Origin of the sequence: Sanguibacteroides sp. AM78-02pH3A (assembly GCF_027666085.1) — a bacterium.
GTDB classification, from domain to species: domain Bacteria; phylum Bacteroidota; class Bacteroidia; order Bacteroidales; family Marinifilaceae; genus Gabonibacter; species Gabonibacter massiliensis.
This window is the reverse complement of the sequence record NZ_JAQEHX010000006.1, coordinates 93137-108664: the sequence shown is the minus strand read 5'-3', so window position 1 is coordinate 108664 and position 15528 is coordinate 93137. Positions and strand designations below refer to the sequence as shown.

Sequence of the window (15528 nt, the reverse complement as noted above, 5' to 3'; positions counted from 1 at the left end):
ATAAAAATATATATGGCAATATTAGCTTTCCAGAAACCGGACAAAGTGATCATGCTCGAATCAACGGATAAATTCGGAAAATTCGAATTCCGTCCTTTGGAGCCTGGTTACGGTATCACTATTGGTAATCCACTACGCAGAATCTTGTTGTCTTCTTTGGAAGGCTATGCGATTACCGGTATTAAAATTCACGGTGTAGAACACGAATTCGCTACAATTCCCGGAGTTATCGAGGATGTAACCGAGATCATCTTGAATTTGAAACAGGTTCGGTTTAAAAGAAAAGTGGAGGACGTGGAGAATGAGAAGCTGACCGTTGTCGTTTCTGGACAAGAGACGTTTACTGCCGGTGATATGAACCAATTCCTGTCTGGGTTTGAGATCTTGAATCCGGGACTTGTAATCTGCAATATGGACTCTTCGACCACGTTGGAAATGGAGATTACCATACAGAAAGGACGGGGATATGTTCCTTCTGCTGAAAATATGCCGGCGGAGGTTGAAATCGGATTTATTCCGATCGATGCTATATACACGCCTATCCGGAACGTAAAATACGAGATTGAGAATTATCGTGTAGAAGGAAAGACCGACTACGAACGTCTCCTTTTCGAGATTGAAACCGATGGTTCGATTAATCCGACAGATGCGTTGAAAGAGGCAGCAAAAATTCTAATTCATCACTTCATGTTATTCTCGGATGAAAAGATTACTCTGGAAACCGAAGACAAGTATGGAAATGAAGAGTTTGATGAAGAGGTATTGCACATGCGTCAGTTGCTGAAGACAAAATTAGTGGACATGGATCTTTCTGTTCGTGCCTTGAATTGTTTGAAGTCAGCTGAGGTAGAGACTTTGGGTGAGTTGGTTCAATTCAATAAGAACGATTTGTTGAAGTTCAGAAACTTCGGAAAGAAATCTTTGACTGAATTGGAAGCTTTGCTTGAGAACAATAACCTCGAGTTCGGAATGGATGTTGCCAAGTATAAATTAGACAAAGAATAAGTAAAATGAGACATAAAAAGAAATTTAACCACTTAAGTAGAACGAGTGCTCACAGAAAAGCACTACTTTCTAATATGGCTTGTTCTTTGATTCTTCACAAGAGAATTAAAACGACAGTAGCTAAAGCTAAAGCCCTTAAGATGTATGTTGAGCCGCTTTTGACAAAGAGCAAGAACGATACGACTCACTCTCGCCGAATGACATTCTCCTACCTTCGTCAAAAAGAAGTAGTGTCCGAATTATTCGGGGATGTGGCTCAGAAGATAGCTAATCGTCCGGGAGGTTATACCCGTATTTTGAAATTGGGTGCTAACCGTATCGGTGATAATTCTGAAATGTGTATTATCGAGTTAGTTGATTATAACACCACTTACACGGAGGTGAAGAAAGAAGAGGTGAAGAAAACAACCACTCGCCGTCGTAGAAGTACGACGAAAAAGGAAGAGGCTCCCAAAGCTGAGGTTGCCGTTGAGGCTCCTAAAGTGGAAGAAGCTCCTGCGGAGGAGACTCCTAAAGCCGAGTAAGTAAATTTTTACTTCGAAATATAAAAGCCGCCGCGAAAGGCGGCTTTTTTATTATTTCAGGACAGATGGGCCATAGGTACTTTCGAAAAAGAGATAGGACAGGTCGAAGGAGACGTCTTTCTCGGGTATTTTCTTTGTTTGTTAGATTAGAAACAATTTGTAAGAAGTAATGCAGGTTATTTCTTTTGTTTTTCGTATCTTAGTATCCCTAATTTATTATGAACTTAAAAAGCACAAGAGATGTATATTACGGAAGTTGTAGGAAGAGAAATCTTAGATTCAAGAGGAAACCCCACGGTAGAAGTGGATGTTATGTTAGAATGTGGAGCTATGGGACGTGCTGCAGTGCCCTCCGGAGCCTCTACGGGAGAAAATGAAGCATTGGAGTTGCGGGATGGAGATAAGAAACGTTACGGAGGGAAAGGTGTTACCAAGGCCGTAAATAACGTGAACACGGTGATTGCCGATGCTTTATTGGGCATGAGTGTACTGGATCAGGTGGAAATAGATCGTGTTTTGATCGAGTTAGACGGAACCCCGACTAAAAGTAATTTAGGTGCCAATGCATTATTAGGGGTTTCTTTAGCCTGTGCTAAAGCTGCTGCCAATGCTTTGGAGATGCCTTTGTATCGTTATTTGGGAGGAGTGAATGCTAAGGTTTTGCCTGTGCCGATGATGAATATTATTAACGGAGGTTCTCATTCAGATGCTCCGATTGCTTTTCAGGAGTTTATGATCCGTCCGGTTGGGGCAGATTCTTTCCGGGAAGCATTGCGGATGGGAGCTGAAGTTTTCCATAGTTTGAAAAAAGTATTGCACGACCGGAACCTGAGTACGGCTGTCGGTGACGAAGGAGGTTTCGCTCCCGCTTTAAAAGGAACGGAAGATGCTTTGGAGTCTATCATTAGTGCTATTAAGGCCGCGGGTTATAAGCCGGGAGAAGATGTTATGATCGGTTTGGATTGTGCTTCTTCCGAGTTTTACAAAGACGGTATATATGATTATTCTAAATTTGAAGGGCCTCAGGGTGCCAAGAGGAATTCAGAACAGCAAGCCGCTTACCTGGAGGAATTGATTACGAAATACCCGATTGATTCCATTGAAGATGGTATGAGCGAGAATGATTGGGACGGTTGGCAATTGTTGACAAAGCGTATAGGTGATCGTTGCCAATTGGTGGGGGATGACCTTTTCGTTACGAACGTACAATACTTGAAAAAAGGAATCGAATTGGGATGTGCTAATTCCATTCTTATCAAAGTAAACCAGATCGGAACATTGACAGAGACGTTGGATGCGATAGAAATGGCTCAGCGTGCCGGGTATACGACAGTAACTTCTCATCGTTCAGGGGAGACTGAGGATGCTACGATTGCGGATATCGCCGTGGCAACGAATTCCGGTCAGATAAAAACGGGTTCTTTAAGTCGTTCCGATCGTATGGCCAAATACAATCAATTACTTCGTATAGAAGAAGAGTTAGGAAATAACGCTAAATTCTACGGTCGTAAATTTAGTAAGTAAGTATAATTTATACGCGAGAGAGCCGTTCGTCATTTTTCGAACGGCTTTTATTTTGGATATTTCTATCGTTTATTTGCCTATAAAGATATTTTTTAACAAAACGGTCTTTTTAAAAGATTTTATTATAACTTTCGGGGGATTTAATTTCTGGAATTTAAACAAGGAAGGTATGAAAAAATATGTGGCAGAGATGATTGGAACGATGGTTCTCGTCCTCATGGGGTGTGGCAGCGCTGTTATCGCCGGTAGTGAAATAGGTTTCTTGGGTATCGCTTTCGCGTTTGGTTTGTCTGTTTTGGCTATGGCATATACTATCGGGAGCATATCCGGGTGCCATATCAATCCTGCCATAACTTTAGGAGTGTGGTTATCCGGGAGGATGGGCGGTAGAGACGCGGGCATGTATATGTTGTTCCAGGTCATAGGGGCTTTTATGGGTTCCGCGATTCTTTATATGATCTCTTCCGAAATGGGGTTAGAAGGAACCGGGGCTAATGTATACGCGGACGGAGATGTTCTTCCCGCTTTTGTGGCGGAACTGGTATTTACCTTTATCTTTATTGTAATTGTACTTGGTTCTACCGGCAAGGGTGCTCCTGTGGGTTTTGCCGGTTTGGCAATCGGCTTGGCGTTGGTTTTGATTCATATTGTTTGTATCCCGGTGACGGGGACTTCCGTTAATCCTGCCAGAAGCATTGCTCCTGCTGTTTTTGCGGGAGGCGAGGCCTTGTCGCAACTTTGGCTGTTTATCGTCGCTCCTTTTTTGGGAGCTGTTTGTGCTGCCGGGTTATGGAAATATTTGGGAAAAACAAGTGATTAAATGATTTAGTGATTAAGAGATTAAAGAGATTTACGATTTCGGATTTTAGATTGATGATTTAAGGATGGCGGGACTGGAGACTCAATCTAAACCGTGATTATAAATCAAAAGATAGCACTTTACCCCCGTCCCCAAGTGCTACCCAAGTGCTATCTAATCTGTAAACTATAAATAAAAAAGGAAAAAGATAAAACGAGGGGGCATAAATAGTGAACGGCGAGTGTACGTGTTCGATTTTCGGAACGTCCGGACGACGGATTGTTCGAGCGTAGCGAGTCCCGGAGGGTTAGCCCGTAACGATTGTAGATTTTAGATTGACGATTATAGATTAAAGGAGATTTACGATGTCGGATTTCTGACGTTATAGGTTTTAATGTATTAATTTGTATGTATTTATTCTTCTTCTATGTCGTTTCCCGTATTTTCTTTTTTGGGTTTTCCTTCCACGATTAATACAATTTCTCCCTTTACTCCTGTTTCGGTAAAATGTTCGATCAGCTCTCTAAGGGTTCCCCGTTGAAAATCTTCGTGTAATTTACTGATCTCTCTTGCAACGCATGCTTTTCGATCCTCTCCGAATAATTCGGCCATTTGTTCCAAAGCTTTGACGATACGGAAAGGGGATTCGTAAAATATCATTGTTCTTTCTTCCTCTGCCATCTGGGTTAATTTTTTCAATCGTCCCTTTTTTTGAGGTAAAAAGCCTTCAAAACAAAAGCGATCGCAGGGAAAACCTGAATTGACCAAGGCCGGAATCAAGGCCGTTGCTCCTGGCAGACACTCTGTTTCTATGCCTTGTTCCACACAGGTACGTACCAGTAAAAAGCCGGGATCGGAAATCCCCGGAGTTCCGGCATCGCTAATGAGAGCTATATCTTCTCCCCGTTGGATCCGTTCCGCTACTCTTTTCACTTGCTGGTGTTCGTTGAACTTGTGATGCGAGAGTAGTGGCGTGTTGATATCATAATGTTTTAAAAGTTTTGCGGAAGTTCGAGTATCTTCCGCCAAAATGACGGAAACCTCTTTTAAAAGTCTTAAAGCTCTTAGCGTGATATCTTCGAGATTACCCACGGGGGTAGGGATCAGGTAAAGTTTGGCCATATGGATATTTGTAAAATTAACCTCAATCGATTGGAAAACAAAAGTAAGGTATTTATTTGAAAAGCGGTTGCATAAAGACTAAAATGTATTAGTCGGATATTTCGAACGGAGGGTTATTTAGATGGATTTTAAGGTTCTTGATCGCGTAAAATATTGGTATATATGTTTTTATGTTTTGTTTTTAGTGAAAATTGTCTGGGGATGGAAAAATATGCAAGGATTTTTTTGGTAGGAATGAAAATTGCCGTATATTTGCATCCGCTAAAGGCAAACGATGGTCCGTTCGTCTAGGGGCTAGGACGCAAGATTCTCATTCTTGTAACACGGGTTCGATTCCCGTACGGACTACAATTTTAGGATTATTACGATGGTCCGTTCGTCTAGGGGCTAGGACGCAAGATTTTCATTCTTGTAACACGGGTTCGATTCCCGTACGGACTACAATTTTAGGATTATTACGATGGTCCGTTCGTCTAGGGGCTAGGACGCAAGATTTTCATTCTTGTAACACGGGTTCGATTCCCGTACGGACTACAATTTTAGGATTATTATAATGGTCCGTTCGTCTAGGGGCTAGGACGCAAGATTTTCATTCTTGTAACACGGGTTCGATTCCCGTACGGACTACGAAAGTTGAATTAAATTTATTTGAAGAGATGGCAAATCATCAATCATCAGAGAAAAGAATAAGGCAGACTCAGAAAAGAAGATTGCACAATCGTTATTATGCAAAAACTGCGAGAAATGCTGTTAGAAAATTGCGTGCATTGAATGAAAAAGAAACTGCTCTGGATTTGTTTCCGAAGGTTGTGGCTATGTTGGATAAATTAGCGAAAAAAAATATTATCCACAAGAATAAAGCTGCAAACTTGAAATCCAAGTTGGCTTTGCACGTGAATAAACTATAATCTTCTATTTCGTTTTAAGATATTGAGGTAACGGATTTCCCGTTACCTTCGTTTCTTTATTTGTCTGATCTTGAGATTTCCGTCTCAGGATTTTTTTTATTTCTTGAAATGGATTAACTTACCATATCTAAAATTGATCGGGTATGGATGGTAAGTATATTCCAATATCTTCATGGGCAGAAGACGATAAACCTCGTGAGAAACTTTTATCTAAAGGGGTTTCGGCTCTTTCAACAAATGAACTGCTGGCGATTTTGCTGCGTTCCGGGAGCGACGGGGAATCTGCTTTGGATTTGGCACGCAGGATCCTTTCAGACCATAATAATGATTTGAATGTTGTTGCCCGGCTTGGCGTTCGTGATTTTATGAATGTTTATAAAGGGATAGGTGTTGCTAAAGCGGCTTCTGTAATTGCGGCTTTCGAGCTTGGTCGAAGAAGAGGGCTTGTCGGAAAAACTGATGTGATGACACTTGTTTCCAGCCGGGATATTTACGAGTTGCTTCAGCCTCGTATAGGCGATTTGGATCATGAAGAGTTTTGGGTTATTTTTCTGAATACAGGTTGTAGAGTGAAATCTTGTGAACGTTTGTTTTCCGGAGGAATGGAAGGAACTCTTGTCGACATGCGCATACTTTTTCGTAAAGCATTGGAGATGAAGGCCCGTTCTTTTGTCATTGCTCATAATCACCCGAGCGGAAATATAGAACCGAGTAATCAGGATATAGAGTTAACCCGGAAGATTCGAAAAGCGGGGGATACGTTAGATATAATTTTATTGGACCATTTGGTTATTACTTCTCATGGTTTTTATAGTTTTGCGGATTACGGTATTTTGTAAATAAGAGGCTGAAACGGAGGTTTTGGTAAGATTATTGTATGATCCGGGACAAAAAAGAGATCGGTATTTATTTGTCTGTCAATGAGCAAATCTCTACCTTTGTGTCTGACAGTTGTGCCATGTTGGCATTTCGTGTTATTGTCAATGTGGCATACCCTGTTATTGGCAAAGATTTTGTTTATTAATAAAAATCACAAGAATAGAACTAAAAAAAATTATAGATATGTCGGAAGAGAAGAAAAGAAAACAGGAAGAGGAGTTGATTGGGGCTCAACATGTATCAGAATCAAAAGGTGAGGGACATGAAGAATCTTCAAAAAAGAAGGATAAGTCTTGTAAAAAGGAAGAAAAGCAATTGGAGGAGATGGGACAGAAACTGATGGAGATGAATGATAAATATCTTCGTTTGTCAGCAGAGTTCGATAATTACCGTAAGAGGACTTTAAAAGAGAGAATGGAGCTGACGAAAACGGCCGGAGAGCAGGTGTTAACAGGAATATTACCCGTGGTCGATAATTTCGAGAGGGCTTTGGCAAGCATGGAGAAGGCCACGGATGTTCGTGCTTTAAAAGAGGGGGTTGATTTGATTTATGCTAATTTTAAGGATTTTCTGATGCGAAATGGCGTGAAGGTGATTGAGACAGAAAATGTGGATTTCAACACGGATTTGCACGAGGCTGTGACCACTATTCCCGCACCTACGGAGGAGCAAAAAGGTAAGGTCATCGATTGTATCGAAAAGGGATATACGTTGAACGATAAGGTAATTCGTTTTGCGAAGGTTGTTGTTGGAGAATAATTGATTTTAGATTGTAAATTGTAAATTTATAGTGATTTACGGTGTGTGCTAAATCTAAAATTTAAATCTAAAATTTAAAATGGAAAAGAGAGATTACTATGAAGTGTTGGGGGTATCTAAAAATGCGGATGCTGCTGCGATAAAAAAGGCATATAGAAAGTTAGCATTACAATACCATCCGGATAAAAATCCCGGGGACAAAGAGGCCGAGGAGAAATTTAAGGAAGCTGCAGAAGCCTATGATGTATTGAGTAACGAAGAGAAGAGACGCCGGTACGATCAATTCGGTCACGCGGGAATGGGAAGCGGGGCCGGTGGTTTCGGAGGCGGAATGAGTATGGACGATATATTTTCTCATTTCGGAGATATTTTCGGAAGTTTTGGCGGTTTCGGAGGTTTCGGCGGAGGGGGAAGAAGTGCTCGTCGGGTAAATCGGGGGACCAATTTACGGGTGAGAGTAAAGATGAGCCTAAAAGAGATTGCTACCGGTATAGAAAAAAAGATCAAGGTAAAGAAGTACGTGGCTTGTGAGCATTGTAAAGGGACGGGAGCAAAAAATGGCACCTCTTTTTCGACTTGCAGCACTTGTGGGGGAAGCGGACAGGTAACACGGGTACAGAATACTATTTTGGGAGCGATGCAGACAACTTCGACTTGTCCGACTTGTCAAGGAGAGGGGAAGATTATTAACGATAAATGTACGTATTGCAATGGTGAAGGAGTACAGATGTCTGAAGAAGTAATCACCATAAATATTCCCGCGGGAGTGGCAGACGGTATGCAATTGTCCCTGGGAGGTAGAGGGAACGCTGCCCGTCGGGGAGGTGTGAACGGGGATTTGATCGTGATGATAGAGGAGGAGGAGCATCCGGATTTGTTGCGTGACGGCAATGATTTGTTGTATAACGTATTTGTCGGTTATCCGGAAGTCGTGTTGGGGGAGACGGTCGAGATCCCGACGGTTGACGGCAAAGTGAAGGTGAAAATTGAGCCGGGAACCCAGCCTGGTAAGATTTTACGTTTACGCGGCAAAGGATTACCCGATGTCAACGGATACGGTAAAGGCGATCTATTAGCTAAAGTAAACGTGTGGATTCCGAAAAATTTATCGAAAGAAGACAAAAAATTGGTGGAAAAGATGAAAGAAGGAGAGGGTTTCCATCCGGGAGCCAGCGATAAGAAAAGTTTCTTTTCCAAGGTGAAAGATTTTTTTGAATAGTATATAAAGTATGATTACACTCACTCAATTAGAATATATTGTTGCGGTTGACGAGTACAGGCATTTCGCCACGGCTGCGGATAAGTGTTTCGTAACTCAACCGACATTGAGTATGCAGATAAAGAAATTAGAAGAGGATCTGGGTGTAATTATATTTGACAGAAGTCGTCAACCGGTTGTCCCGACTGATATTGGAAAGAAATTGATCGATCAGGCGAGGGACGTTTTAGCGGCGAATCAACGGATCAGGGAGATTATCAACGAGGAGAAAGAGGAGGTGTCAGGTTCGTTGAAGATAGGAATAATTCCAACCTTAGCTCCTTATTTATTACCTATTTTTATTGGTAATTATATTCGTAAATATCCCGCGGTAAAGGTGGAGGTGGAGGAGCTGGTTTCCGAAGAGATTATTTATCGATTGAAGCGTGATACGTTGGATGCGGGAATCTTCGTGACTCCTTACGGGGATGAAAAAATTATCGAATGTCCCGTGTTTTATGAAGAGATGATGATTTATGCTCATCCGGAACATGAATTGTTGAAGAAAGAGATCGTGGAGGTAAAGGATATAGCAACACCCGAGATATGGATGTTAGGGAGTGGGCATTGTTTTAGGGATCAGGTGATCAATTTATGCGAGATGAATGCTGTTCAGCATAAGAATTTGCCTTTTGAGTTTGAGAGTAATTCATTGGAGACCTTAATGAAGATTGTAGATCAGGAGGGAGGGTTTACCTTGATTCCGGAATTGGCGATCCGTGATATGAGCGAAAAGAAAAAAAGGCAGGTGAGATCTTTTTCTACACGTATTCCGTTAAGAGAAGTGAGTGTAATTTATTCAAGACATTACGCGAAGCAAAAGTTAATCGATTTGCTCTGTGAAAACATTAAAGAGGTCGTTCCTTCGATTATGTTGAAAAAAGACCGTGGAGAGGTTGTTGAGTGGAGAAAAATAAATAGTTGAGAAAGGATGAATGGAATAGAAAAAAGTTTTGAAGATGCCCGGCAGCTATTAGCTGATTTTGTAGCGGATGAAGAGAATATATGTCGAATTGAAAAGGCCGGGGAGATTCTTGTCGGTGCTTTACGGGAGGGGAAAAAAGCGTTGAGTTGTGGAAATGGAGGTTCTCTCTGTGATGCGATGCATTTTGCTGAAGAATTAACCGGTCGTTTTCGTGAAAATCGTAGAGCCTTGCCGGCAGTAGCTATTGCAGATCCTTCTCATTTGACATGCGTCGCCAATGATTTTGGGTTTGAATATGTTTTTTCTCGTTACGTGGAAGCTCACGGTATGAAAGGGGATGTATTGTTAGCGATAAGTACGTCCGGTAATTCGTTGAATATAGTTAAAGCTATTCAAGCGGCCAGGGAGAAAGGGATGAAGGTTATCGGATTGACAGGGAAAGACGGGGGGAAAATGAGAGAAATGTGCGATGTGAATATTTGTATTCCCTGGAATGGATATTCGGATCGAATACAGGAAATTCATATTAAGATCATCCATATTTTGATCGAGTTTATAGAGAATAAACTTTTTTCATAAAAAAATACACAAACAATAAAGGCTAAGGCGACGAGTCTTAGCTTGTAAAAATGCAATTATAAAAGTTATGGGAAACAAAATTAATGATCCGATTGCCCGATTGATGGGCTTGAGGTATAAATCACATCCTTGGCATGGTTTGGATATCGGAGAGGAATCTCCCGCGGTCGTAACGGCTTTTATCGAGATGGTTCCTACGGATACGGTGAAATACGAATTGGATAAAGTAAGCGGTTATATAAAGATAGATCGCCCTCAAAAATACTCTAATGTCGTTCCGGCTTTGTACGGTTTTTTACCTCAGACTTACTGTGGCGGATTGGTGGCGGAATATTGTATGATGCAGTCGCAGCGGACCGGGATTCATGGAGACTCGGATCCGTTGGATATTTGCGTGTTGACAGAGAAAACGATCTCGCATGGAGATATTATTGCCGATGTTCGTCCTTTAGGAGGATTTCGTATGTTGGACGGAAACGAGGCCGATGATAAGATTATAGCCGTGTTGAAACATGATGCCACTTATAGTGTGTATAATGATATCGCGGATTTGCCACATATTGTAGTCGATCGGTTGAGGCATTATTTTTTGACGTATAAGGATCTTCCGGGTGAAGAGAGGCATACGGAGATTATTGATGTATATGGGAAGGAAGAAGCCTATGAAGTGATTCGCCGTAGTGTTGAAGACTACAAAAACCATTTCCAAGGTCTGGAAGATATCCTGAGTAGAGTGTAGGAATTGTAGATTGATAATTGTAAATTAAAGGATTAAGTGATTGGAGGATTCTGTGATTAAAAAAACATTTCCTAATCTGTAATTTGCAATGTAATGCTTCTAGTTTCCCCATCCTTCCCGGTCTAAACTTCTGTATTGAATGGCTTCGGCGATGTGTCGGGGGGAGATGAGGTTTTGATGCTCCAGATCGGCAATCGTACGGGATAATTTGATAATACGGTCATAAGCTCGGGCGGAAAGTCCGAATCTTTGCATGGCGGTTTTTAATAAAGCTATGCATTTTTCATTTAGAGAGCAGTATTTTTTCAATAGAGGAGATGTCATTTGAGCGTTACAGTATACTCCGGGATATTTTTTGAAGCGAAAGTTCTGAATCCTTCTGGCTTCAATGACTCGTTTCCGGATCAGGATGCTGGACTCACTTTCTGTCCGGCTGGCCATTTTTTCCAATTCGACGGGAATCACTTCTATATGCATATCGATGCGGTCGAGTAGAGGACCGGATATCTTGGCAAGGTATTTCTGTACGCTTCCGGAAGGGCAGGTACAGCTCTTTGTCGGATGGTTGTAGAAACCGCAAGGACAGGGGTTCATGGAGGCGATCAACATGATGTTTGCAGGATATTCTACGCTGAATTTTGCCCGACTGATAGATATCGTACGATCTTCAAGCGGTTGACGCAAGACCTCTAATACGGATCGCTTGAATTCCGGTAATTCGTCTAAAAAAAGGACTCCGTTATGAGCAAGTGATATTTCTCCCGGTTGCGGCCAGCTTCCGCCTCCTACCAAAGCGACATCGGATATGGTGTGATGGGGCGATCTGAAAGGCCGGTAGGTAATAAGTGAGGTTTCGTGTTGTATCTTTCCGGCGACGGAGTGTATTTTGGTCGTCTCGAGTGACTCTTCGACGGTCATGGGCGGGAGAATGGACGGTAATCTACGGGCTAACATCGTTTTACCTGATCCGGGAGAACCGATCATGATCAGATTATGGCCTCCGGCAGCGGCGATTTCCAATGCTCTTTTTACATTTTCCTGTCCTTTTACATCTTTGAAATCCAGCATTTCCTTGTCGGTGTAATTGTTCTTTTCTGCGAATTGATAAGAAAACGGCTGGTAATCTTTTTCTTTTTTAAGGAATGTAATTACTTCTTTCAAATGGTGAAATCCGTATACTTCAAGTCCTTTTATTACGGCAGCTTCATTGGCGTTTTGAATGGGGACAATGATCCCTTTAAAATTTTCTTGTTTCGCGTTGATTGCAATGGGAAGCACGCCTTTCACGGGTTGTAGGCTCCCGTCGAGGGAAAGTTCTCCCATGATAACATAGTTTTTTAATTCTTCATGTGGGATTTGTTCGTTTGCAGCTAAGATTCCTAAAGCTAAGGGGAGATCGTACAATGATCCTTCTTTTTTCACATCTGCCGGGGCAAGGTTAATGATGACTCTTTTGCCCGGAATTTTAAGCCCGATTTCCCTTAAGGCAGAATCAATACGTTGCTGACTCTCCTTAACGGCATTATCGGGTAATCCCACGATTATGAATTTGGCTCCCCAAAGAATATTTACCTCTATTGTGATGGTGATGGCGTTTATTCCATAGACGGCACCTCCGAAAGTCTTTACTAACATGGTCAAATAGTTTTATAGTAGGGATATCATGTTGTAAGTTAAGACTTTTTTACACGAAAACAATGCAATATACTGAAAAAATGGAAGGAAAAGATTGTAAATCGATTTTTGATTTACGATTGATTCCAGATCACACATTCATTGCAAGTTTTAAATTGTAGATTGTAATGGGACGCTGAATTTTCTAATTTACAATATTGCATCTACGATTGTCAATCATTCTAATCACCTAACTATTTAATCGTCAATTGCAAAATTTTAGTTCGACTTTTTCTCCGTCGAAGACGGCGTAACTAAAATGTGAAATCCAATCTCCCGTATTGATGTAGCGGCTGCTTTCACACAACGGGAGATCGATGGGAATATGGCGATGTCCGAAAATGAAGTAGTCGAAATGCCGTTGTTGTAAAATTTGTTTACAATAGAGGATGATCTCTTCTTTGTCCTCTCCTAAGTATTCCAGAGCTTCTATTTTGCCATTGTCTTTCAAACGGGAATGAGAAGACCAGGCATGAGCCAATTTAATTCCCCAGTCTGGATGGATAAGCCGGAAGCATTTTTGTAAAAAACGGTTATGGAAAGCTCTTTTAAGGAATAGATAACCTTTATCTTTAGGATTTAATCCGTCTCCATGACCGATCATGAAACTTTTACCGTTGATTCGCGTCTCTTCAATGGCGGTATGTAAAATTACGCCGCACTCTTTGTTTAGGTAATCGAAGGCCCATATATCATGATTACCGGTAAAGAAATGTACTTTTATGCCGTTATCCGTATAGCGGGCCAATTCTGCGAGAAAACGGACATGTCCTTTAGGGACGGAGCGTTTGTATTCGAACCAGAAATCAAACATATCACCAAGCAGGTAAAGTTCAGCACATTCCGGCCTGATCTTTTCCAGGAATGAAACAAGCTTTCTCTCTCTCTCCCTGTTGTTGTCTAAGAGTTTGGCTCCCAGATGAGCATCGGAAAGGAAATACACTTTTTTGTGCTGCATGGTGAATATTTGTTTATTTTTTCAACAGATCATTCAGTCGGTCCTCCAATCGGCTTCCCCATAGATTTTTTCCGACGATTTCCATATTTTGATCGATAATATAATTGGCCGGTATTGTTTTGACGTTCCATGTTGCGGCAACCCGACTTTGTAACGCGTATTCATCGCGTACGCATTTCCAGGTGATATTGTTTTTCTTTACAAGGTCTTCCCATAGAAATTTATTTTTGTCTAAACAGACCTGATAAATTTCTACTCCTCTGTTTTTGAATTTCTGATATACCTTTTTGAGATCGTTGATATAAGTCTGGCTCTGTTGTGCGGTTAGTACCCCGAACTCGAGAACGACAAATTTACTTTTAATGGGAAGTAAAGACAGCGAGTCTCCTTTGGCATCGGGTAATTTTATATCAGGTAAGGATTTTTCCGAATTGTTGATCGCTTCCGCTAATTGTTGATTGCGTATGGCCTGCCCTATTTGTTTCAAGTGGTTCATAATAGCCTTGGTATACTGTGATTCCGGGTAAAGGGCACTTAAAGAAGAGGCAACAACCTTGAAATAATGTAAATCGTTGATCTCGTCTAATATGAACAGGTTATTGTTTATCTTTTGATAGAGGGCATAATAGGCGGCCAACGAGGTAGCGTGTTTGATGATGAAATCACGCGTGAAATTGACTTGTTTGGTTAGGGCTTCGCTCCATGCTTTAGAGTATTCTTCCCGTTGACTATCGTAACTCTTGTCCTCGGGAAGGGTTCGATACGCCTTTTGTAATGAATCCGTCAACGTCACGGTTCGTTGAAGTTGGAAATTCAATAATTTGATCCACAACGAATTTTCTGAACCCTCAACCCAATAATTGTTTTGAATGTCTTTTAAGGTTCCGCTGATTTCGATTTTCTCATCCGGGCTGGCAATAATAGTCACCTGTTCCTTGTTTGGAAATTTCAAGGAATAAAATGAGGGATAAGTAATGTTAAGCTTGAAATTAAAATGTCCTTGTTTATTCAATTTGGCTGAATCTATGATCTTTTTTCCGGCTACGTCAATTTGTTCTAAATACACTTTTGTTCCGGCAGTAACCTCTTTAATAGCACCTGTTATTTCCACGTTGGATTTTTTCCCGCAAGAGATAACAAGGAGAATGAATAATCCTGAAAGTAATAAATTTTTCATAGTTGACTGGAATGATATAAATAATCCGTTCGTACATGTTTGGCGTTCGAAAGTAATACTTTTTTCCGTTATTTAAATATAAATAGGTGGATATGATAGAAAAAAGAGTTAATAATTTTTTAACCCTTCTTTTTATTGTTCTGTTTTTTAGGAAAAAGAATTATTTTTGTTCCGATGAGAAAGGATAGAATGAACGTGCCGGCATTATTGCTTTTATTTGCATTTCTCCTTGCAACTGTCGGGATAAATGTAATTAAGGTACAATGTCTCGGTTGTCGGATGGCCTATGTGGAGGTACGGATGTTTCCGGGTGAAGAGGTCTCTTTATGTGGAAACGATTGTTGTTCTTCGTGCAAAAAACTTCAGAAGAGTGCTTGTAAGCAAGAGAGAGCCGAACATGACTTCTATAAGTTGCCTGGAGACTGGGCTGTTTCAACTGTCGTATTTTTATGTTTTGATATTCTGGATCGGAAAGACGAGGTATATTTTGTTCCTCCAATAACGAGTCTTGCTTCCTTTTCTTTCGATACGGATCTTTCTTTCATTGGAGACTTCCGGCCTCCGGAGTTGTTATGTATTTTCCGCTGTTGATTTACGTTTTTTTCTTAAGAGGATAAACGAGATTTATCTTTGATCTTTAGTGTATTCGTAATGGAGTGATAGGCCTTTTGGATAGGCGTATTTATTGGAAAATGCAA

The 15528-nt window shown here is 41.1% G+C and carries 16 protein-coding genes and 4 tRNA genes; 16 read left to right on the top strand and 4 right to left on the bottom strand.

What is annotated here, in order from left to right; genetic code table 11:
* The first annotated feature begins 12 nt into the window (after positions 1-12).
* The 4 genes from PGR74_RS10300 (at position 13) to PGR74_RS10285 (ending at position 3873) form a co-directional block, all read left to right on the top strand.
* Positions 13-1005, top strand: a complete 993-nt coding sequence (locus PGR74_RS10300; RefSeq protein ID WP_041503052.1) for a DNA-directed RNA polymerase subunit alpha — start codon at positions 13-15, stop codon at positions 1003-1005.
* A 5-nt stretch (positions 1006-1010) separates the two neighbouring features.
* Positions 1011-1529 carry a 50S ribosomal protein L17 gene (rplQ, locus tag PGR74_RS10295; protein WP_270517098.1) on the top strand — a complete coding sequence of 173 codons (519 nt, stop codon included), beginning with the start codon at positions 1011-1013 and terminating at the stop codon, positions 1527-1529.
* A 240-nt stretch (positions 1530-1769) separates the two neighbouring features.
* On the top strand, positions 1770-3053 hold the full coding sequence (gene eno, locus PGR74_RS10290; protein WP_041503050.1) for a phosphopyruvate hydratase: 1284 nt from the start codon (positions 1770-1772) through the stop codon (positions 3051-3053).
* Positions 3054-3222: 169 nt separating this feature from the next.
* Positions 3223-3873, top strand: coding sequence for an aquaporin (locus PGR74_RS10285; protein ID WP_041503455.1), 651 nt, complete (start codon positions 3223-3225; stop codon positions 3871-3873).
* Positions 3874-4266: 393 nt separating this feature from the next.
* Here PGR74_RS10285 and rsmI read toward each other — a convergent pair whose 3' ends face one another.
* Positions 4267-4974, bottom strand: coding sequence for a 16S rRNA (cytidine(1402)-2'-O)-methyltransferase (rsmI, locus tag PGR74_RS10280; RefSeq protein WP_041503049.1), 708 nt, complete (start codon positions 4972-4974; stop codon positions 4267-4269).
* A gap of 276 nt (positions 4975-5250) precedes the next feature.
* Between rsmI and PGR74_RS10275 the strand changes: the two genes are divergently transcribed.
* From PGR74_RS10275 to PGR74_RS10225, 11 genes are all read left to right on the top strand, one after another.
* A tRNA-Glu gene (locus PGR74_RS10275) sits at positions 5251-5322 on the top strand.
* 21 nt (positions 5323-5343) lie between these two features.
* A tRNA-Glu gene (locus PGR74_RS10270) sits at positions 5344-5415 on the top strand.
* A gap of 21 nt (positions 5416-5436) precedes the next feature.
* Positions 5437-5508: transfer RNA gene (locus tag PGR74_RS10265), tRNA-Glu, on the top strand.
* Positions 5509-5529: 21 nt separating this feature from the next.
* Positions 5530-5601 (top strand) — tRNA-Glu (locus PGR74_RS10260).
* Positions 5602-5630: 29 nt separating this feature from the next.
* Positions 5631-5882 carry a 30S ribosomal protein S20 gene (gene rpsT, locus PGR74_RS10255; RefSeq protein ID WP_041503454.1) on the top strand — a complete coding sequence of 84 codons (252 nt, stop codon included), beginning with the start codon at positions 5631-5633 and terminating at the stop codon, positions 5880-5882.
* Between the two features lie 143 nt (positions 5883-6025).
* Positions 6026-6721: a RadC family protein gene (radC, locus tag PGR74_RS10250; RefSeq protein ID WP_041503048.1), complete on the top strand. Its 696-nt coding sequence runs from the start codon at positions 6026-6028 to the stop codon at positions 6719-6721.
* A gap of 223 nt (positions 6722-6944) precedes the next feature.
* Positions 6945-7520, top strand: a complete 576-nt coding sequence (locus PGR74_RS10245) for a nucleotide exchange factor GrpE (RefSeq protein ID WP_041503047.1) — start codon at positions 6945-6947, stop codon at positions 7518-7520.
* Positions 7521-7599: 79 nt separating this feature from the next.
* On the top strand, positions 7600-8739 hold the full coding sequence (gene dnaJ / locus PGR74_RS10240; protein ID WP_041503046.1) for a molecular chaperone DnaJ: 1140 nt from the start codon (positions 7600-7602) through the stop codon (positions 8737-8739).
* A gap of 10 nt (positions 8740-8749) precedes the next feature.
* The gene (locus PGR74_RS10235) at positions 8750-9703 is read left to right on the top strand and encodes a LysR substrate-binding domain-containing protein (RefSeq protein ID WP_041503045.1); all 954 of its coding nucleotides are present in this window, start codon (positions 8750-8752) and stop codon (positions 9701-9703) included.
* Positions 9704-9709: 6 nt separating this feature from the next.
* The gene (gene lpcA / locus PGR74_RS10230; RefSeq protein ID WP_041503044.1) at positions 9710-10282 is read left to right on the top strand and encodes a D-sedoheptulose 7-phosphate isomerase; all 573 of its coding nucleotides are present in this window, start codon (positions 9710-9712) and stop codon (positions 10280-10282) included.
* Between the two features lie 67 nt (positions 10283-10349).
* The gene (locus tag PGR74_RS10225; protein ID WP_041503043.1) at positions 10350-11021 is read left to right on the top strand and encodes an inorganic pyrophosphatase; all 672 of its coding nucleotides are present in this window, start codon (positions 10350-10352) and stop codon (positions 11019-11021) included.
* A 99-nt stretch (positions 11022-11120) separates the two neighbouring features.
* Here PGR74_RS10225 and PGR74_RS10220 read toward each other — a convergent pair whose 3' ends face one another.
* The 3 genes from PGR74_RS10220 to PGR74_RS10210 all read right to left on the bottom strand — a co-directional run bounded on the left by PGR74_RS10220 (position 11121) and on the right by PGR74_RS10210 (position 14830).
* Positions 11121-12656 carry a YifB family Mg chelatase-like AAA ATPase gene (locus PGR74_RS10220; RefSeq protein WP_041503042.1) on the bottom strand — a complete coding sequence of 512 codons (1536 nt, stop codon included), beginning with the start codon at positions 12654-12656 and terminating at the stop codon, positions 11121-11123.
* 244 nt (positions 12657-12900) lie between these two features.
* Complete coding sequence (locus PGR74_RS10215) at positions 12901-13653, bottom strand: UDP-2,3-diacylglucosamine diphosphatase (RefSeq protein WP_270517089.1); 753 nt, start codon at positions 13651-13653, stop codon at positions 12901-12903.
* A gap of 13 nt (positions 13654-13666) precedes the next feature.
* Positions 13667-14830, bottom strand: coding sequence for a redoxin domain-containing protein (locus tag PGR74_RS10210; RefSeq protein ID WP_041503040.1), 1164 nt, complete (start codon positions 14828-14830; stop codon positions 13667-13669).
* 174 nt (positions 14831-15004) lie between these two features.
* On the opposite strand from PGR74_RS10210, the gene PGR74_RS10205 reads away from it, so the two are divergent.
* Positions 15005-15421 carry a hypothetical protein gene (locus PGR74_RS10205; RefSeq protein WP_152616161.1) on the top strand — a complete coding sequence of 139 codons (417 nt, stop codon included), beginning with the start codon at positions 15005-15007 and terminating at the stop codon, positions 15419-15421.
* The last annotated feature ends 107 nt before the right edge of the window (positions 15422-15528 follow it).